Annotated in this window: 15 protein-coding genes; 12 read left to right on the top strand and 3 right to left on the bottom strand. The window is 32.1% G+C overall.

Annotation, left to right across the window (positions count from 1 at the left end):
• Window positions 1–95: 95 nt before the first annotated feature.
• Complete coding sequence (locus OXU93_RS05690; protein WP_267383175.1) at window positions 96–1,223, bottom strand: THUMP domain-containing class I SAM-dependent RNA methyltransferase; 1,128 nt, start codon at window positions 1,221–1,223, stop codon at window positions 96–98.
• Window positions 1,224–2,680: 1,457 nt separating this feature from the next.
• Between OXU93_RS05690 and OXU93_RS05685 the strand changes: the two genes are divergently transcribed.
• The 6 genes from OXU93_RS05685 (at window position 2,681) to OXU93_RS05660 (ending at window position 10,391) form a co-directional block, all read left to right on the top strand.
• Window positions 2,681–3,289, top strand: coding sequence for a GNAT family N-acetyltransferase (locus OXU93_RS05685; protein ID WP_267383173.1), 609 nt, complete (start codon window positions 2,681–2,683; stop codon window positions 3,287–3,289).
• 298 nt (window positions 3,290–3,587) lie between these two features.
• Entirely contained in the window at window positions 3,588–6,809 is a 3,222-nt protein-coding gene (locus tag OXU93_RS05680; protein ID WP_267383172.1) for a PAS domain S-box protein, read from the top strand.
• Window positions 6,810–6,815: 6 nt separating this feature from the next.
• The gene (locus OXU93_RS05675; RefSeq protein ID WP_267383170.1) at window positions 6,816–8,009 is read left to right on the top strand and encodes a hybrid sensor histidine kinase/response regulator; all 1,194 of its coding nucleotides are present in this window, start codon (window positions 6,816–6,818) and stop codon (window positions 8,007–8,009) included.
• 294 nt (window positions 8,010–8,303) lie between these two features.
• Entirely contained in the window at window positions 8,304–9,233 is a 930-nt protein-coding gene (gene lipA / locus OXU93_RS05670; protein ID WP_267383169.1) for a lipoyl synthase, read from the top strand.
• Between the two features lie 47 nt (window positions 9,234–9,280).
• Window positions 9,281–9,778, top strand: a complete 498-nt coding sequence (locus tag OXU93_RS05665; RefSeq protein WP_267383167.1) for a hypothetical protein — start codon at window positions 9,281–9,283, stop codon at window positions 9,776–9,778.
• 175 nt (window positions 9,779–9,953) lie between these two features.
• Window positions 9,954–10,391: a tetratricopeptide repeat protein gene (locus OXU93_RS05660; RefSeq protein WP_267383166.1), complete on the top strand. Its 438-nt coding sequence runs from the start codon at window positions 9,954–9,956 to the stop codon at window positions 10,389–10,391.
• A gap of 629 nt (window positions 10,392–11,020) precedes the next feature.
• On the opposite strand, the gene queC is transcribed toward OXU93_RS05660, so the two are convergent.
• Entirely contained in the window at window positions 11,021–11,704 is a 684-nt protein-coding gene (gene queC, locus OXU93_RS05655) for a 7-cyano-7-deazaguanine synthase QueC (RefSeq protein ID WP_267383165.1), read from the bottom strand.
• A 71-nt stretch (window positions 11,705–11,775) separates the two neighbouring features.
• Between queC and OXU93_RS05650 the strand changes: the two genes are divergently transcribed.
• Entirely contained in the window at window positions 11,776–12,063 is a 288-nt protein-coding gene (locus tag OXU93_RS05650) for a DUF2288 domain-containing protein (protein WP_267383164.1), read from the top strand.
• 142 nt (window positions 12,064–12,205) lie between these two features.
• On the opposite strand, the gene dapB is transcribed toward OXU93_RS05650, so the two are convergent.
• Window positions 12,206–13,033: a 4-hydroxy-tetrahydrodipicolinate reductase gene (gene dapB / locus OXU93_RS05645; RefSeq protein WP_267383163.1), complete on the bottom strand. Its 828-nt coding sequence runs from the start codon at window positions 13,031–13,033 to the stop codon at window positions 12,206–12,208.
• Between the two features lie 1,239 nt (window positions 13,034–14,272).
• Here dapB and OXU93_RS05640 point away from each other — a divergent pair.
• The 5 genes from OXU93_RS05640 to OXU93_RS05620 all read left to right on the top strand — a co-directional run bounded on the left by OXU93_RS05640 (window position 14,273) and on the right by OXU93_RS05620 (window position 21,246).
• Window positions 14,273–14,500 (top strand): indolepyruvate ferredoxin oxidoreductase subunit alpha, encoded by a 228-nt coding sequence (locus tag OXU93_RS05640; RefSeq protein WP_267383162.1) that lies wholly within the window; start codon window positions 14,273–14,275, stop codon window positions 14,498–14,500.
• 110 nt (window positions 14,501–14,610) lie between these two features.
• Window positions 14,611–15,333: an ABC transporter ATP-binding protein gene (locus tag OXU93_RS05635; RefSeq protein ID WP_267383161.1), complete on the top strand. Its 723-nt coding sequence runs from the start codon at window positions 14,611–14,613 to the stop codon at window positions 15,331–15,333.
• A 1,498-nt stretch (window positions 15,334–16,831) separates the two neighbouring features.
• Window positions 16,832–17,662, top strand: coding sequence for an acyl-ACP--UDP-N-acetylglucosamine O-acyltransferase (gene lpxA, locus OXU93_RS05630; protein WP_267383159.1), 831 nt, complete (start codon window positions 16,832–16,834; stop codon window positions 17,660–17,662).
• Window positions 17,663–17,710: 48 nt separating this feature from the next.
• Complete coding sequence (gene lpxB / locus OXU93_RS05625; protein ID WP_267383158.1) at window positions 17,711–18,871, top strand: lipid-A-disaccharide synthase; 1,161 nt, start codon at window positions 17,711–17,713, stop codon at window positions 18,869–18,871.
• A 1,481-nt stretch (window positions 18,872–20,352) separates the two neighbouring features.
• Complete coding sequence (locus tag OXU93_RS05620; protein ID WP_267383157.1) at window positions 20,353–21,246, top strand: DALR anticodon-binding domain-containing protein; 894 nt, start codon at window positions 20,353–20,355, stop codon at window positions 21,244–21,246.
• The last annotated feature ends 267 nt before the right edge of the window (window positions 21,247–21,513 follow it).

Here is a 21,513-nt window from a genome sequence, read left to right as displayed (position 1 = left end):
GTATTCTAATCTTACCTTTTAAAAATTACTATAATTAAAGTTAAAGTTTTAGAGCAACTTCTCTATTAAATTATTAAAACTGTTTATTAATCAAATCAATATAATTCATACTTAAGTAATGTGCAGGGAAGGGAACCATTGTAGATAGGAATACGACGGGAAGTTCTTAATCCTATTTGTTTACTTAATTCTTTATTTGCTGTTAGAATATAAGCATTCCAGCCCTTAAAACGTTGCTTTAAAACATTGCCCAATGATTTATACAACGCTGTCAATTGTCGGGAGTTGCCGATGCGCTTACCATAAGGAGGATTACAAATGATAATACCCTTATCAGCTGGGGGTTCAATCTCTTCTAACCGAATTTGATTTAATTTAATGTCTTTATCGAGACCACAAGCAGCTATATTGGTAAACGCTTGCTTAAGGACATCTATATCTTGATCGCTTCCAAAAATAGGAGCTTTCAACTGACTTAGTTGTTCGTTTTTAGCCTCTTCAACTATTTTAGAATAAGTAGTTGAATCAAAGTCAAGCCAATTCTGAAAACTAAATTTGTTTTGATATAAACCTGGGGCAATATTTAGTCCTTTTAAGGCAGCTTCAACAGGTAAAACTCCTGAACCACACATGGGATCTAAAAAAGGAATACTCCCATCCCAATCGGCTATATCTAATAAGGCGGCTGCCAGGGTTTCTTTTAAAGGTGCTATTCCCATAGCTGATCGGTATCCTCTCCGATGTAAACTTCTACCCGAACTATCTAAACTTAGAATACAATGATTATTATTAATGTGAGCGTTGATAATAATATCAGGACTTTTAACATTAATATTAGAACGAGTATTAAACCTTTCTGTTTGTTGGTTAACAATAGCATTTTTAATTTTTAATGCTGTAAAGTGGGTGTGATTTAAATTTTGATTACTTCCAGTACAATTAACAAGAAATGTTTGATGGGTTTGTAAATACCTAGACCAATCTATCTTATAAACGTTCTTATATAGTTGAATTTCGTTATGGCTTTCAATTTTTTGGATAGGCACTAAAATTCGAAAAATAATTCTCGACCATAAATTAACTCGATAAAATAATTCTTGATTCCCTTGAAAATAAACCCCTGTAAAAGTAGGTTTAACTTCTGTTGCTCCTAATAATCCTAATTCTTTAGCCGCGATTTCTTCTAATCCTCTCGCAACAGTAGCAAAATAAGTCTCGCTCATCACGTATTAGCTAGTAAAAATAATTGATATATATTATATATCCTACTATTATGCACTAATCAAGTTATACTTTTAACAAAAAATTAAAAATATAACTTATAAGTTTATGAATAAAATGTGTTTATTTTTCTTAATCAAAACAGCAATTATTAAACAGATAAACAACCATTAAAGTATTAAAATCTTGTATAATTTATGCAAATAAAATAGCGTAATAAAATAATTAAATCTATTTAAATTAAATGATTTTGATTATATATTTATGCATTATCATAAATTATCTTATTCTGTTAATAATACTTAAATATACTCTAAATAATATAATTCGCTATACATTAGTTAAAATTAATTGTAGAGTTATAGATAACAATATTTTTGATCTCTATGTACCTATTTAAATACACTAGACTAAAATCTTATTTTAAGAATATACTTGTGACTGTTTTAGAAGTTACTAAAACTAGTTTAGAAATAAATTGCTTGTTATAAATAATTATATATAGTATTGCACTAGAGTTTTATTTTTAAATAAAAAATATCTTTGTTGAATTTAATATTTAAGTAACAATCACAAATATTTTTTATGTCCTTAAAAAATATTTGTGATTGTTAAAATTGTTTATATTTTATAGTAAACGATGACTATTTAAGTGTTACACATAAGAGAGTATATATTTATTTTTTTTATAAAATATCTTTATGTGCTAACTCTAAATAGTAAAATCCAGTAATAGAGTACAGAATATAAATTTATATACAAGCATAACCTACATTATCATAATATTTAATTTCTTACAAGTTAAATTGTAAACTGAAAATTTGGCAATAAAATAATAAATATTTAAATATAAAATCTAAAAATAAATCTCGGCCTTTACTTTGCATAAAAACACTTTGAATATACATTTTTAAAAAACGAAAATCTGATTAAAATATCTCAAAAGGAATGAAATATAAAGTATTATATGTCGATACGTTTTTATGTGAAAAAATAAAAACCAACAACAATAAAAGATATGATGCTAAAAGAAAAATTCTTATTACTATCGTATACTATATAGTAGTAAAAGTTTGTATAATATTCTTGTTTTCTGCTTAAAAGACACAAGAAACTAGTTGTAAATATTTTAATTTGCGTAAAATATAAAGTAAAACTAAACCCAAAAGACAAGAAAAATAATTAGGTTTCTATTTTGATAATAAAGTAGCAAAAATATATTTTATATGACTATTTTTTTAAGGACACATAATAAAACTAGACTATAAAATATATTAAAATCTAGTATAAAGAATACTAGATTTTAATATATTTATATCCACCTATCGAGGTAAACGTTAAGATGCCAGGAGGCTAATTAATCACAATAAGATAGTTTAATATAAAATAAGACTATTTCCAAAAACAATAAGAATATAAGAACTAAAATATTATTTTTTGTCTTAAAAGCGGAGGTTTTGTGAATTTATGTCAATTTTATAACATTTTTCCTTACTCTTCTCAAGAGCTGGGACAGATTAACTTGGGAAGACTTCCCGTAATGGTGAGAATAGCTCAAATAAGTGATATTAAGGACCTGACTGAGGTTCTAATCAGAAGTTTTCATCCTCCCCAGCAATGGTCTTCTTGGCTATACCCCTTGTTTAGGCTAGAAATCAATGAAGATTTACGTATTCGTTTTCGAGCACATTCTCCATATTATTGTTGTCTAGTGGCTATGATTTCTAATGGGACATCTAACGATTTCCAAGAATTAGTTATCGGTACAGTAGAAATTACTCTGGGTTCCAGGTTACACTCTCAATCTTTGTACATTAGTAATTTAGCAGTTAGTCATTCCTATCGGAGACAGGGAGTAGCTAAATATTTACTCCAGAAATGTGAGCAAGTTGCTTTAGAATGGGGATATAACTCCCTTGGTTTACACGTATTAGAAAATAATTATCCAGCAAAACAACTTTACCTTAATTATGGTTATAAACTCCAAAAAACTGAATCTACTTGGAAGGGTTGGTTGTTTAAAACGCCTCGACGGTTATTTTTACAAAAAATATTAAAGTATCCATGATGTTCTAAAGAATAGAATTCAAGACTATTGAGTTTGACCAAAACAGGTAAAGTTTATAGTACTATTGTTTATTAACAAGGTATTAAGTATATTTTTAATTAATTTTTTTTATTCTAACTATCCTAAATAGGGTCACAAAGCAGCTAAATAAGATAGTCAAGGAGTAATTATTAATATTTAGAGCTAGTTCAAAAAACTTTTGATATAAAATAAAATCAAATAATTGATTGGCTCGTTCCTATCCAAGATGATTTTGTTGTCTAAATTTTACATAAAATAGTTAACTTTTTTTAGATATATGTCAGTTCAAAAAAAAAAACCAAACTCTATCCAAATCATCCAAAGTCTGCAAAGGGAGATTGCGACATTACAAGCAGCACAAATAGCTACCTTGAAAATCCAACAAGAATTACGTGAGAGTGAACAACGATGGCAGTTAGTACTACAGGGGACAAATGAGGGAATTTGGGATTGGAATCTTAAAACTGATGAGCTTTTCTTTTCTCATCGTTGGAAAGAAATGTTAGGGTATCAAGACGAAGATTTATCCCATCATTTTGACACCTGGAAAATGTTGCTGCATCCCCAAGACAGAAAGGGGGTAATGGACGCGGTATATGCTCATCTAGAAAGAAAAACTAACCATTATACTGTTGAATTTAGACTCAAATGTAAAGACAAAACTTATAAGTGGATTTTGTCACGAGGACAAGCTCTTTGGGATCAACAAGGAAATCCAATTAGGATGGTAGGAACCCACAGTGATATTAGTGATCGCAAACAGGAGCAAATTCTATTAAGTTCGCTAATTAATTGCATTCCTGACTTTGTATTTTGTAAAGATCCTCAAGGCTTTTATAAAGTTTGTAATAATGCCTTCGAAACTTTTGTTGGACGCGACAGAAAGGATATTATTGGGAAAACTGACTTCGATCTTTTTAGTCCCGAGGAAGCCCTATTTTTTCGGGAACAAGATCGTATTATGATTCACAAAAAACAAGCCTATCGTAATGAAGAATGGATCACTTATCCTGACGGGAGTCGTCTTCTTCTCGACACATTAAAAACCCCCTTTTGTTGTCCTGATGGTAATTTAATGGGGTCGATTGGGATTAGTAGAGATATTACTGATCGCCAACGACGAGAAGAAACCTTAAAAAAGCAAGCTCAACGTGATAGTTTGCTCAGTAGTATTGCTCGACAATTAATTGATCAAGATTTCAATACTGCCGTCGGGTTTACTCTAGCATCTCTAGGAGAATTTACCAATGGTGATCGTGGCTACATTATACGTTATTCCCCTCAACAATGCCTTTGGAATATGACCTATGAATGGTGTAAACCAAATACTTCCTCCACTAAAAAACAGTCCCCAAATATTCCTTTACAAGATCTTCCCTGGTTTTCGGAACAACTCCTGAAAGGCCATCCTATTCGTGTAAATTCCTTGGAAGATCTACCTAGGCAAGCGATAAACGAAAGAGAGATATTTAAAAATAGTCTTAGCCCTACTTTAGTGGTAGTTCCTATGGTGGCTACTGGACAAACGTTGGGGTATCTGGGGCTTGACGGAAACATTGACAAACATTGGACTCAAGAAGACGTAAATATATTAAAATTAGTAGGAGAATTTCTCGCTATTGCCCAAGCACGATCTCAAGCAGAAGAGGAACGCACCGAGTCTAAAGCTAGATTTGCTGGCATTTTGGATAATGCAAATGAGGCGATTATTTCTATCGATGAAAATCAATGTATCACCTTATTTAATCACGCTGCTGAAAAAATCTTTGGTTACCAGGCATCAGAAGTGTTAGGATGCCCATTTGATATTTTAATTCCTCAAAGGTTTAATGAAAATCATCAACGACATATTAAAGACTTTAGTATTGCGTCTGAAATTGCTCGACAGATGGGGGGTCGTCGTCCTGTTTTCGGTCGTCGTCAAGACGGGAGCGAATTTTTAGCCGAAGTTTCCATTTCTAAAATTAAACTTAAGGGACGAAAAGTATTTACTGCCATAGTGCGAGATATAACCCAACGTAAACAGGCCGAAATAGCCTTAAAAAAAGCTAAAGAAGCTGCAGATGCTGCCAACCGTGCTAAAAGCGAATTTTTGGCCAGTATGAGTCATGAATTACGAACTCCCCTCAATGCTATTTTAGGGTTTACTCAAGTAATGCAACGTGACCACACTTTGAATGAAGAACAGCAACAAAATTTGTCCATTATCTCACGCAGTGGCGAGCATTTACTAACATTACTTAATGACATCCTAGAAATGTCTAAAATTGAAGCAGGTCGTACAAGTTTAAGCCAAAATAGTTTTGATTTATACCGCTTGCTTTCCAACATAGAAGCTATGCTGAAGTTAAAAGCTGAAGCTAAAGGATTACAACTAATTTTTGAGTATACTCCAGAAGTTCCCCAATACCTAACTACTGATGAAGGGAAATTGCGGCAAGTTTTAATCAATTTATTAGGTAATGCCATTAAATTCACTGATGAAGGGGGTGTCACCTTACGGGTGAAGGGGAATAGGGAATCAGAAAAAGTTATGATTACCTTTGAGGTAGAGGATACTGGACTAGGGATTGCTACCGAAGAGATAGACCAACTATTTGCCGCTTTTGGACAAACAGAAACCGGACGTAACGCCCAAGAGGGAACTGGATTAGGATTACCCATTAGTCAAAAGTTCGTGCAGTTAATGGGTGGTGATATTCAGGTAAATAGCGTGCTAGGTAAAGGTAGTTTATTTACTTTTACTATTAAGGGACGGATAGCATCTGCAAATGCCATTAAAACGAAAAAACCAATTCGCAAGGTTATTGGATTAGCTCCTGGGCAACCCCGATATCGTATTCTAGCGGTAGATGATCGCCTAGAAAGTCGTATTTTATTAGTCAAATTACTCTCGTCAATGGGGTTTGAAGTCCGTCAGGCTAGCAATGGAAAAGAAGCAATTAATCTTTGGGAAAGGTGGGAGCCCCATCTAGTGTTAATGGACATGAGAATGCCTGTTATCGATGGCTATGAGGCTACTCAACGAATCAAAGCTACCACTAAAGGGCAAGCCACCGTAATTATTGCCTTGACTGCTAGTGCCTTTGAAGAGGAACGTAATGTTATTCTATCAGCTGGATGTGATGACTTTATGCGAAAACCATTTCGAGAAGAAGTTTTGTGGGATAAAATTGCTGATCACCTCGGTATTTGCTATGTTTACGAGTCTATGAGAAGGGAAGATAATCGAACAGAAGAAACAGATATTGAAGTTCAAGAAAATACCTCCGACGATCTATTGCAAGTATTATCTGTGATGTCTCGTGAGTGGATCACTCAAGTTCACCAAGCTGCCATAGAATGTAGCGATGATGCCATACTAGATTTAATTACTCAAATTACTCCAGCAAATGAGCTTTTAGCTGTTACCCTAAAAAATTGGGCTAATGACTTTCTTTTTAATCAGATTATTGAATTAACAAATAAGGTAATAGTTAATTGTAATTTAGATGATTAGCAGATTATGATCTTAGAAAAAGGCAATCTTCTTGTCGTTGATGACACTCTTGATAACCTGCGTTTACTCTCAGCCATGTTATCAGAACAAGGCTATAAGGTCCGTAAAGCTCTTGATGGCAAAATGGCCCTGAAAACTATATCCCAAGTTCCCCCTGATGTCATCCTGTTAGATATCAATATGACAGGAATTAATGGCTATGAAGTTTGCCGAACCCTAAAAGATAACCAAAAAACAAAAGAGATTCCTGTTATATTTATTAGTGCACTTGATGATATTTTAGACAAAGTAAAAGCTTTTGAAGTAGGAGGGGTGGACTATATTTGTAAACCATTTCAAGAAGAGGAGGTTATTGCCAGAGTAGAAAACCAATTGACTATACAACGACAAAAAAAACAACTACAACAAGAAATAAAAGAACGAAAAAAAACGGAACAAACTCTACGAGTTTACCTTCATGCAGTGTCTCATGATTTACGTAACCCTGTGTTAGGAATGGCCATGGTTTTGAAAAATTTACTTAAAAAAGGAAAAAAAGAAAATAAACAAACTATAGAGATATCTAATGTAGTCTTAGAACAGATAGTTGCTAGTTGTGACCGCCAACTTAATTTGATTAACTCTTTAGTAGAAACCCAACAATTTGAAATGGGAGGAGTTCACCTTAACTGCACCCCCTTAAATTTATTCTCATTAAGTCAGAAATTGTCTGCAGAATGGCAACCTATATTAAAAGAACATAAAGGTATATTAGATGTCCTAGTCTCTTCTGAATTACCGGTAGTTAAGGCAGATAGTGATCGTCTATGGCGGGTGTTTGAGAATTTGTTAGCTAATGCTCTTAAACATAATCCTCCTGGCTTAAAATTAACTATAACTGCTGAAGTCTTAACCCCCCAAAAATTAGCTTTGTATACTAAGAAAAATATCAAAAAATCTTCTCAAGATACAAGAATGGTTATTTGTACCTTAGCTGATAATGGAGTAGGAATGAATTCAGAACAAGCAGAGAACTTATTCGAAAGATATCATCGAGGAGATGGAGCAAAAAAAACATTGGGGTTAGGTTTAGGACTCTACCTTTGTCGTCAAATTATTGAAGCTCATGGGGGAGAGATCGGGGTAATTACTAACCCAGATGCTGGAGCTAAATTTTGGTTTACTTTGCCAGTTTTTGACATTAAAAAAGATACTAATTAAGTTAACTTCACTTATCATTTTTGTCTAATCAAATAATTGGTAAAAACTAAGCTTATATATTTTTAATTTCTAGTTTAGAATTGTCTTTCTATAGTTCCTTCCTGCAACATCTTTTATCATTATGCTCCTTTAAGTATTGCTAATTACATACTGACTTTAACTATTCTTCCCACAGCTCAAGTAACTCTTTGTCTTTGTTAATTGAACATGGTTAACTTAAAAGAGTTGAGTTTAAGAATAGACTTTATAGTTTTAGATTACTAGAAAAGTATAACTTTTTATACTAGATTAACCATGAAAAAAAGAATATCAGCTACTAAGCACTCCCAAACAAACTTGATACCTCTCCCTCTTTGGCTTAGACGCTCTGTTGGTAGAGCTAGTGAGATTTCTGCTGTTCAGCGTATTATCAAACAACGAAATATACAGACAATATGTGAAGAAGGTCGTTGCCCAAACAGAGGAGAATGTTATGCTCGAAAAACAGCGACTTTCCTCTTAATGGGTCCAACTTGCACTCGTTCGTGTAGTTTTTGTCAAGTAGATAAAGGCCATTCACCTACGGCATTAGATGTCTTAGAACCGCAGAAAGTAGCAGAGTCAGTAAAGTTGTTAGGATTACTTTATGTTGTTTTAACCTCTGTAGCACGGGATGACTTATCTGACGGGGGTGCTAATTGGTTTGTTAAGGTGATGGAGACTATTCGTCAGAGCAACCCCCATACTGAGATTGAAGTATTAACTCCTGACTTTTGGGGGGGGAGAGAAGGAGAAATCATGCAGAGACAGCGAATTGCTACTGTTGTAGCTGCCCAACCTGTTTGTTATAATCACAATATTGAAACTGTTCGGCGCTTGCAGAATATTGTTAGAAGAGGGGCTAAATACGAGCGTTCCCTGAGTGTTCTAAAGTGGGTCAAAGAACTCGATAAGTCCGTTATAACCAAATCTGGATTAATGTTGGGACATGGAGAAACAGAAACGGAGATCATCGAAACTTTCAAGGATTTAAGAAAAGTGGGATGCGACAATCTTACCTTAGGACAGTATATGCGTCCGTCCTTAAATCATCTACCTGTGCGTAAATACTGGACTCCTGAAGAATTTAAAAAGTTAGGGGAAATTGGGCGATCTCTAGGCTTTTATAATGTTCGTTCAGGCCCTTTAGTTCGAAGTTCTTACTATGCAGGGCAAGACTGTTTGAATTCTCTTGTCAAAGCTTAAAAATGTATTTTTAATATAATCGAGTGATTTTCGCTTAAATTTCTAAGATGTCGTGGTCAACTAAATCTCCTTTCCTGTCGTTGAGTGTTGTTTTTTCCACCTATTGTCTGTTTGGTTGGAATGTGGGTCTTTCTGTTTCATCCTTAACTCATTCCTTAATTCAACAAGGAAAAACTTGGGGGTGGCTTTTTGAGAGTGACACAGTGTTTTTGATATTACATGTCTTGGCTGGGGTTCTTGTACTAATAATTACTACTAGTCTAGTCGCTGCACCAGTTGCGTTGATTACTATTGTTTTTGGAAGTGGGTTTAAGTCCGATAATCGCGCTATGGTTTCAGTACTATGGTGGACTTTTGCCGTTGTTTTGATGGTTTGTTGGCTAGAGTATTTTATTAGGCTACTTTTATTATTGTGTGCAGCTACTCTAGGAAAGCTAGAATTACAAGATCAAGGGTATCCACAATGGAAAGTTTTATTGATTTTGATGATAATTTGTCTTGGGAGTTTTGGGTTCGGGTTAGCTGTTTTTCATGGATACACTTAGGAAATATTTTTGGGGAGATAAATAAACTATATATATGACACCGGACACTAAGCTATATAAATTTTATTTCACTAACTAAACCAATAATTTCTACTCTAACATTACTGTATACTGTGTCATATAAATTTTGTTTCACTAACTAAACCAATAATTTCTAATTTAGTATTTTAGGATTATGTCTGATAACCGTCAAAAGCCCTTTCAAAGAATTGTTATTATAATCTCAGGTTTGGCTTTACTAGGCGTTATGGTACTTCCCTTGTTGCGTTCAATAGATCAACCTCCGTACCCATTAGCGACCTCTAGCACTAATATTGCTCAGAAAGAAAAACTACAAGCGATCGCAGATGGTTATGAAGAAGTATTAAAACGTGAACCGAAAAATCCTACTGCTTTACAGGGATTAATAGAAGCAAAACTGCAACTTAAAGACTTAGAAGGAGCTATTGTACCAATGGAGAAATTAGTTCAACTATTCCCAGAGGAAGAAAAACTCGCAACCATCTTGAAAACCATGAAACAAGAGTTAGAAATCCAAAAAAATCCATCCTCTCTAGGATTACCGAAGAATGACTCAGAACAACTTTTAATAGAAGACGAGGATAGTAATTGACAAAACTCATAATTTGAAACTAGAAAAGTTAATAAGTCAAGGTACACCAAAGTCCTCTTCTTTTAAAAGAAAGTTGTTTTTATAAACTAATAATTAAAATTATCAAAATAGTCCCAAATCATATAGATTAATCTTTATCTTGTTTGAATTCATGGTTCGATAACTTTACCATAGACAGCACAAATACATTAATCAAGAGGACATTGATTTTGTATATTATTTATATTTAATTAATGTCGGATAATCATTCTTGAAATCATATTTTACGCCACATATAAATTATCCTCTTATGTTAGTTGAATTTGTTGGCATTTAAATATCTGACAATAATATCTAACAATAATATCTAAAAAATATTTATTTTTGCCAGAGTTTAAATACTTGAGTTTGTGATCTGTAATTTATATCTAATGTGCTAATTTATACCCCAAGGACGGGAATGATTTATTTGAGTCAATCTTAATTTAAGAAATAAGTTTTTATTATATATACATTCTATTAATTTTTTATATTATTTCTATAATTTATGAGGATATCTATTTTTATAGACTTATCGAATCTCAATATTAAGTTAACGTAGATGAAACCAAGAAAAAACTTTTATAGTTCCAACTTTTAGAACTTGTTAATCATCTCTTCCCTTTAGAAGTCGCCAATTCAGGATATCCTGCATTAATTAAAGCAGAATCACGTACACGACAAGAATCACAAAGACCACAAGGTGTTTCTTCTCCCAAATAACAAGACCAAGTATCCTCAATAGGAACTCCTAAAGAAATTGCGCGATGCACAATATCTACCTTAGACTTGTTAAGTAAAGGAGCAATTAATTGAGGGGCTTTGCCTTCAATTCCTGCCTTTGAAGACAAATTAGCTAACTTTTGATAGGCTTCAAGATAGTCTGGACGACAATCAGGATATCCTAAATAGTCAACAGCATTAATTCCGGTAAAAATTGCTTTAGCTCCTTTAGTTTCTGCTAGAGAAAGGGCAAGAGCGATAAAAATGGTATTTCTTCCCGGAACGTAGGTGGAGGGAATAATATCATTTTCAATTCCCTTTTGAGGAAGAGTCAAAGACTTATCTGTTAGGGATGATCCTCCCCATTGGGCAATGTTAACATCAATAATGTAGTGTTCAATGATACCTAAATACTGAGAAATCTTCTTGGCTGCTCCTAATTCTTTTTCGTTACGTTGTCCATAGCGTAAGGAAAGGGCGATTAAATTGTAACCTTCGAAAATAGCTATAGCGGCTGAAGTAGCCGAATCCAAACCTCCAGATAGCAGGACAACAGCTTGAGATTGATCCATCAATTTTTCCTATCTTGTACACTTTTTATCAATAATAATCTATATTCTACTTTTTTCTACAAAATAAATAAATGAAAAACCTTGAAACTCGCTTTAGAGAAGATGTAACAACTGTTGAATGGCAATATTTAATATCCCATGCTCAGAGAGATGCCATCATTTTTGTAACTAAACATCTGGACATAATAGAAGTTGGGGTTGCTATTGCTCAAGATGATATTAATTCTGTACAACATTGGATTGATAAAACCTTGATCCATAAACCTTCTACTGCACAATTAACAACTTGGAATACCGATTCTTCTATTTCATTTAATACGTTGATCGTCCAACCCTTTGTATTAATCCAAGTAATATAAAATGAAAATAAATTTAACGATGTGAAATCTCATAGGATCCATATGAATTCTATCGATACTTGGTGAGTCTTCTTAGATAGAAGACTCACCAAGTATCGATAAAAATACATTCAAGTTTAACTCATAGTTTGTCAATTCAAGATTAAAGAATCTTTTCTAGTCCATAAATGAGAGATTGTAGTTGAATGATTTTACGGATAGCTAATAAAACTCCTTTCATATAGCAGGATCGATCACTAGTATCATGGCGCAGAGTATAAAGTTCTCCCTTTGCTCCAAAAATAACCTCTTGGTGGGCGATTAATCCAGGCAAACGTACACTATGAATTCTTGTATTATTATTTACTAATCCACCTCTTGCTCCTTGAATAGTTTCTGTTTCTTTTACAGAAGGTGGATTATACATCTTACCCAACTCTGATAACATTTGAGCCGTTTTAAGAGCAGTTCCACTAGGCGCATCTGCTTTTTGATTATGGTGAAGTTCAATAATTTCTACATGTTCAAAGTGTTGAGCCGCTTGAGCCGCTGCTTGTTGTAATAACACCATTCCAACAGAAAAATTAGGGATAATCAAACATCCAGTACTAGCTTTTTCAGCAAATTTTCCTAATTCTTCAATTTGATCTTCACTTAATCCTGTTGTTCCTACTACTGGACGTATCCCATAGGCTATAGCACTTCGCACATTTTCATATACCCCATCCGGGTGGGTGAAATCTACCATAACCCCTTGTATCTTGTTTTGGGTAGCTAATACTAAAACACTTTGTAAATCATTGACAATCGGTACTTCTAACGCTCCACAACCAGCCACTTCCCCAACATCTTGTCCATGATACTCAAGGCTATGGTCTACTGCTCCGATTAACATCATATCTTGAGCTTGGGAGACAGCCTTAATGACTTCACGTCCCATTTTGCCTGCTGCTCCATTCACAACTACTGGAATTAAAGATTCAGTTGTCATTGATAATTATCCTGAATAATTGAGTCTGTAAATCGCATATTTTGTCGTATTTTAACTTATCTGACACTCTTCTCGTCAAGTCTTCCTAATAAGAGCATGGCAGATGATTAATATCAGTTTGCTACCATAAAATATAACTACAGATTAGTAAATATGTTAGTTTTATGAGTAACTTAAATATTTATTGGGTAATTAGGTTGCAAAAAATATTTAAAATTAAATAACCTAACTTTAGGATTAACAAAAAACACAGCAGACTGCAAGTAGAATTAAATTGTATATTAGGTTATTTAATTGGCATTAATAGTTTTATTAAAAGATATAATTATTATACAAACAATACAACAAAATACTGAACATCTAAATTGGATTTAAATAAGTTTAGTGTTTATATAGTAACTGATAAAAATAGTAACTACCAACTTTAGCCTGGTATAAAAAATATAATTACATAAAAATATATCAGCGTCTATTACTAATATTTTAAACTAGATAGACGCAGTTAAAATAATTTAAAATACTAGTTAGTATTATATTGTATTCAAGTACTATTCAAAATATAAATTGTCATACAGATATAATATTTTTATCGAAAACTAGACGGGATAGAAAACAAATAAAAGCTAAAATAACACTATATATCAAGACTTTTAAAAAATATTTAAGATTAAAAATTTATTGATTATTGACTATAAATAAAAAAACTATTAAAAGCTAGACTGGTCTTTACATTAAAAAAGAGTTATTATCTATCTTTAGTTAGAAGCTACTCAAAGGACCGTAAAAATATTTACAATGAAGGTTATATCTATCACGATACATCAGATTGGTTGCTATAATTAGGCATTGTAGACATTCTAGATAGATCATGGAAGTTTAAAATATTAAAACACACCAGGAATTTCAAATCTTGTACAACAGACTCTCTACACTCATAGTCAGTGTCTTTATAATAGTCAGAAAACTCGGGAGCAATTACTACTATTAATTCATATCGTAAGTGACAATATTTAGCAAATTTGCTATCGATTTGCTCAGGGATAAGAAAATTTTTACAGAAAACAAGTTCATAAAATCTTGATAAGATTATCTTCAATTAGACAAGTAATTCAAGAGGTAAGAATATATTTAGTCTCTTTATCTCTATAACGGTGAGAAAATTTCATTTAAACTAGAGAAGAAAGCCTGTAAGGATAAAAAAGTTATAAAATCTAAATATTAAGATTTGGAGGAAATACATTGCCACATACCATCACTACTGAAACCTGTAAAGGGATTGCTGATTGTATCGATGTTTGTCCTGTCGCTTGTATCCATAAAGGGCTTGGCAAAAATATCCATGGAACTGATTGGTATTGGATAGACTTTCAAACCTGTATTGACTGTGGAATCTGTATAACAGTCTGTCCAGTTGAAGGTGCAATTATTCCAGAAGAACGTCCTGAATTGCAGAAAACATCATCCTAAATAAAATGAATTAGGGGTTATTAAAGACTCATGGAGAAAAGCCTGAAAAAGTGTAAACTATTTTTTAGCCTAATCGTTTTTTATCTTAACTATTGATGATTTTAAAATTTATGAAAAATATATTAGAAGTAGAAAGTGTTTATGCAGGATACGTTGAAGACTTTAATGTATTGCAAGGGATTAACTTTCGTGTTACTCCAGGAGAATTAGTAGCTGTAATTGGTCCTAATGGAGCGGGGAAATCCACGTTAGCCAAAACTATTTTTGGTTTATTAACACCTAACCATGGTAAAATCATCTTTAAGGGAAAAAATATTGCTCGAGTATCATCAGATAAAATTGTTCGTCGTGGAATGTGCTACGTTCCTCAGATATCTAATGTTTTTGCTGCCTTAACTATCGATGAAAACTTAGAAATGGGAGCATTTACTAAAAAAGGTTCTTTAAAAGAGGATAAGGATCGAATTTACACTATGTTTCCTCGTTTAGGAGAACGTCATCGTCAACGAGCTGGAAAACTATCTGGGGGAGAACGCCAAATATTAGCGATGGGACGGGCGTTAATGCTTGATCCTGATTTACTACTATTAGATGAACCTTCGGCTGCTTTATCCCCTATATTAGTTAACAATATTTTTGAACAAATCAAAGCTATTAATCGAATGGGGAAAGCTATTGTTTTAGTAGAACAAAATGCTAAAAAAGCTCTGTTGATTGCTGATCGAGGCTACGTTTTAGAAAATGGACGTGACCGTTTTGAAGGATCAGGAGAATCTCTTTTAAATGATCCTAAAATTGGTAGGCTATATTTAGGTGCTGCTTATCGACAGTGATAGTATCTAGCTATATCGAACTTAGGATGGTATAAATGTGCTAAAACCCAACATAGTCTAAATTTTGTAATAAAGTTCTATAGTTAATATACTATTAAAAGTTTAAACAACATCTAAATGGGATTTATTAGTAAAATTAATAGTCATGTATATTAGATGTAATATATCTAAGTAACTTAGAGCTGATATATATTAGAGCCATGAAAACCTTTTAAACAAAAGATATAAATTTATGTAATTTTCTGTATTAAGTAGGACCAAGTAACAATGATATATATTCTATTACTTAATAGGCATATTCATTAAAAAATAGTATATATATATATATACTATAAAAATTATTTTCTTTGTCTGATTATAGATATATAAAACTCTAATTGTAGATTATGTAAGTCAAGTAAATGCTGTTTGATGCACATAATGTTTTTCTAATAAAGACATTGAGGGATAAAAAAATATGTTTTAACAACGTACAAATTTTTTATAATACAGTTTATCAATAAATACCATAACTTATTTTAGATAGACTCAACTACTGTATTTGTAATAGTAATTTTTATTTAAACACTATAAGATAAGATGATAAAGCCATATTTTATATATTTTTTAAATAAGGGTATATTAACTAACAAGAAAACTCATCAATAAATTGAATAATACGTAAGAATTTTACCAACCAAATAGTAATATTACCGATAATTTCCTGAGTACCAAAAGTACCTTGTTATTTTATTACAATTTACAAAAATGTTCTTTTAATCAAAATAGAATAACCTAATGTTTTTAAGTAATTTGTAGAACAGAATAAAAATATTACTTTACAATAAAAAATACCTATTTATTGTTAGCCTTGTTATTATATTTAGTTTTATATAAAATATTGGTTAACTACAAAAAAGAATGTTCTATAATTTGAAAATCCACAAAAACGAGGCTAAATTTTTGAACCAAATAACTTAATATAAATCTAAGATACTTAACTTTAAAACCTAGCTTTTATTAAAAAATCTAAAGCATAAACTAACTATAAAATTTTTGTTAACTTATAAAACTTAGAGAAATAATGAAAATCATAAGAACATAAGTTGTATTTTTATCTTAATTATTGTCCTGATTTTGATTGTCCTGATTTTGATTGTCCTGATTTTGATTGTCTTGAAAAGATAAGACTAGTTACGCACTCAAAAAATCTAAAATAATAGAAGTTTTAATTAATAAAAAAGTTGGTTTAATATCCTATAAATAGTTAATTAGCTAATTTACTTACCACTATTACTACAAGTCACTAAATTTAAAATTGCCAGAAAAAAATAAATAGTAATGGTATTTTGTATTATGTGACTTAATTACGTACAGAGATACCTTCCTTGTTAAAAGTCAGTCAAATCTCTTAAAGTTTGACTCCTTTAGCCACAAGAATTATATTTACGTAAAATAAAACGAATGCGGCTTTATGTCTTTTTTACTTAAATACCCTGTAAGCTAGAACAAAAATTTAATGCTGACCTATCAAACTAAGGGAGATACCTCTTTGAGTACCCCAATCCACCCTACTGCCATTATTCATCCGAAAGCAGAACTCCACCCCACCGTAGAAGTAGGCCCTTATGCGGTGATTGGAGAAAACGTTAAAATCGACGCTCAAACTGTTGTTGGGGCTCATGCCATTATCGAAGGACCAATAGAAATTGGAATCGGTAATCGTATTTTTCCCAGTGCTGTTATTGGTTCAGATCCCCAAGACTTAAAATATAAAGGAACTGCCAGTTGGGCGAAAATTGGTAACCACAATACCATTAGAGAATTTGTCACTATTAATCGAGCAACCCACGCCGATGAGGTGACTCGAATTGGCAATCATAACTTATTGATGGCTTATGTGCATGTTGCACACAATTGTGTAATTGAAGACAATGTCATTATTGCCAATGCTGTCGCTTTAGCAGGCCATGTTTATATCGAATCACGGGCAGTTATTGGCGGAGTATTAGGAGTTCATCAATTTGTTCGTATTGGACGTAATGCCATGCTAGGGGGAATGAGTCGTATTGATCGGGATGCTCCTCCATTCATGATGATTGAAGGGAATCCATCACGAGTACGATCACTTAATTTGGTCGGACTTAAAAGAGCTGGACTCACTACTCAGGATATGGGACTTCTAAAAGAAGCCTTTCGTTTTCTTTATCGTTCAGATTTTACGTTTAAAGAAGCTCTAGAGCAATTGTCAGAAGTTTCCGACAACGAATATGTTAAGTATCTATGCCATTTTTTAATGGACTCCACTACAGGAAAAAAACGACGTGGACCTATTCCAGCAAAGGCTTAAAAACAAATATCACGAACATGGGTTCTATTTATATTTTTTAGGGAATTTATGCGAATTTTTATCAGTACAGGGGAAGTATCTGGAGACTTACAGGGTTCAATGTTGGTTGAAGCTCTTTATCAACAGGCTCGAAGTCAAAGTATTCCTTTAGAAATTCTAGCCTTGGGCGGCGATCTGATGGCGCAAGCTGGAGCAAAATTGTTAGGGAATACCGCCGCCATTGGATCTATTGGTATTGTTGAGTCTCTTCCGTTCATTATTCCTACTTGGTTAATGCAACGTCGAGTTAAACAATATTTAAGAAAAAATCCCCCCGATATTCTTATTCTTGTCGATTATATGGGACCTAATTCTGCTTTTGGTCAATATGCTCGAAAACATCTTCCTGGAGTTCCAATCATATATTACATCGCCCCTCAGTCTTGGGTCTGGTCCCCTAATAGTAAAACTATTCAACAGTTTGCTAAGATTACTGATCTTCTACTGGCAATTTTTCCTGAGGAAGCTCGATTTTTTGCTGAAAAAGGTGTTAACGTCAAATGGGTTGGACATCCACTACTAGATCGCATAACTAAAGCCCCTAGCCGTGAGGAAGCCCGTATTAAATTAAATATTAATTTAGACCAAACGATAGTTGCTTTATTTCCTGCTTCTCGTTATCAAGAATTAAAGTATCATCTTCCTCTAATGTGCAAGGCAGCTCAAAAACTTCAGAAGAAAGTCTCTAATATTCATTTTTTACTGCCTATTTCTCTAAGTGAATATCAAGAGACTATTCAAACAACAGTAAGTTCCTATCAACTTCCGATCACTTTACTTGAAGGAAAAAGATCTTTAGAAGTAATGGCGGCAGCAGATTTTGCTATTGCTAAATCGGGGACTGTTAATTTAGAATTAGCTTTACTTAAAATCCCTCAATTAGTCTTATGCTTAGTCAATCCTTTAACAATGTGGATTGCTCGCAATATTTTAAAATTTTCTATTCCCTTTATGTCTCCTCCAAATTTAGTAATGATGAAGGAAATTGTTCCCGAGTTATTGCAAGAAGAAGCCACTACAGAGCGTATTGTCCAAGAGTCTTTAGAGTTGCTCTTTAATGCCGAACGTCGTCAAAGAACTTTAGCAGATTATGCTCAAATGAGTACCATGTTAGGAGAATCAGGAGTCTGCAATCGCGTGGCAACAGAAATTTTAAGATATAAAAGATAATAGCCCAGAACCTTATGAGGATTGCAAGCACACGAAAATCTAAAAAAATGCTATTTTTTTTAAAATTTTTGAATTGGACAGAAAAGATTTCTTGGTTGTTTTTGTGTAATATTTTTACATAAAAAAAATAACAAGATCGATAACAATAGTAATTTATGCATAAACAACAAAAGTTCAGTATTCTTCTAAATTTGCTATTCTTATCTATTAATAATATTTAAAGTTATATCTTTAGTTTTATTAAATCAAAAATACAAGAAAACTTTTAATTGATTCATTTTGATAAAAAATATTTTATTTTCATCGTAATCAATGTCTAAAATAAGTTTTATCTTTATCTGAATTTTAATTAATTATTTTTACTTGAATTATTTTGCTATTCTCAATTAAAGAGTTTAATAGAACTAAAAGGGATAAACTATCCTAGTGTATTTAACCAATATATCAAATAATAATTTGATTATACTATACTCTTTATATAAAAAAGAAATTAACGATAAAATTGAATTGTCGATAATTGAATTATTCTATATCAAATATTTTTACCATATATCACTTGGTTTACTTTATTAACCTGACAAAAAAAGACTTTATACTTTTAAACTTGACATAGATATACTATAAATTTTTATTGACACAATGAAAGTCTATCTTATTAGATTGTATATACACACTGAGATAATTAAATTATAAGAATATTACGTTAGTTATTAAATTTATTGATAGTTAATTATACTGATATATAGTAAACGATTTTTACAAAACCATTCGTTAGATAACAGTACTTTAATAAAAAAATAATTATTTTTTTGTTAAAGCAAATAGCTTTTAGGAGAACAAGTTTATGCAAATATTAATAAGAATTAAGCTTATCTTAGTAAAAGATCAGGAATCTTTATATGACATTATTATTAAATTTAACTCTACTAAAAGATAGTAGTAAAAAATAAATTATATTAGTGAATTCAAAAATATAGCATCGTAAGTATCTTAATTAAGCATTTACCTTTATGTCCAATAAATACACAATGATGATGGCAAATTAGCTTGAGCAATTAATATAATTTATCTCTTATTAAATAGATATAAATGCAATCGCAGTTAAAGCTAATAAGCAAATATTTATTAATAAGCTTCCTCCTTTATATACGAAAAATCATAACCAAATGATTGTATAGTAATAAACTTTAGTAGTATAAAAATACTAAATAGCAAAGTAAATAATAGCAGTAATTTTAAAAAGTTTTCAACAAATAAGACTTGCCAATATACAGAAAGCTCAGTGATTACAATTTATGAATAAAAATTAGTCCATAAGCTACTAAGCTATAATTTTTAGTAGCGACATTAAAATACATTCGTCATCCTTAATTACTTCTAAATTACAAGATTATATTTAAAATATATGTCGAGCAACCGACTTCCTATTAACTAATTCCAAAGACACCGAAAATATTTTTTTATATATTCAGGTATTTATTATGGGAAATAATATTATTCAGTATAATCATACTGCCTTTAATTTTTTTTTAAAAAATTTATCTATTCAACAACAATTACAAGAACAACTATTATATTTATTAACAAATTCACGACTTTTTAAAGGTTTTTTATCCACTTCATATCCGACAACTACAACCATTTCTCGCTTATATTACCCTACTTCTATTACTTATCGTTATACGGTGGCTATGCAACTATCAAATCAGCTGTCTCTATCTCCCATTGAAATTGCACAACAAATATTTTATTTTTTGAAGACTCAATCTAATCCTGACGACCAAGAATGTTCTCAATTAACATTGACAATGAAACTTATTCTCCCAGGGTGGCTAGATTTTGAGGTGAGAGAGCACACTCTTGCTTGTTGGTTACAATCGTTGGGAGAAAAAATACTTTTCCAATCTAACTCACCTAAAATTTTTGGAAAAACTGACAATCTATTTTTCATAGAATATACTTATGCACGGTGTTGTTCTTTATTACGTTTAGGAGAGACGGAGGGGGTATTTATTCCTCAACAAAAAAAATTAGGCCACTTAACATTGCCTTGGAAAACTCCCGACCCCATTCCATTGCTAAAGAATACTGATCAATTACGGCTTACTGATCGAGCTGCTCTAGCTCTTATTAATCAATTACTTATCACAGTAGATAAGTCAGTTAGTAATTCTTCACAAAGTTGGTATAAACTTGGAACCAACTTAAGTAAATCCATCTTAAATTTTGAACGTCATTGTCGAATTTTTGGGGATTTAGCTCAAAATAATCCCAAATTGTCGCAAGCTCGATTAGGCTTAATTTCTATAAGTCAACGTGTATTAAAATGGCTATGGTACAGTAATTTGGGAAATTTTCCGAGATCCCGATTGTGATATGTAATGCACAAATTGAAAATTTTCCTTAAGTATAGTGACAAATTTACATGAGTTATATATACTACTACTAGTGTGAGGAGCGAACCAAAAAGAGAGCCAAGACGAAACACGGAAAGTCGTTGGCTCTCTTTCTGATGTCCAGAAAAGCAATAGTAACTGGAAAGATAATAGATAGTATTAAAATTTTAGCTTCTTTATTTTGAGGTTAGGACATTCGTTTGAAACTTAATTTATAGAACCTTAGTGTTTGAATAAAGGTGTATA

The sequence above is a fragment of the Cyanobacterium sp. uoEpiScrs1 genome (genome assembly GCF_947331815.1).
Taxonomy (GTDB): Bacteria; Cyanobacteriota; Cyanobacteriia; order Cyanobacteriales; family Microcystaceae; genus Rippkaea.
Note: the sequence above shows the minus strand (reverse complement) of the source record. Positions and strands in the feature narration are given on the sequence as shown.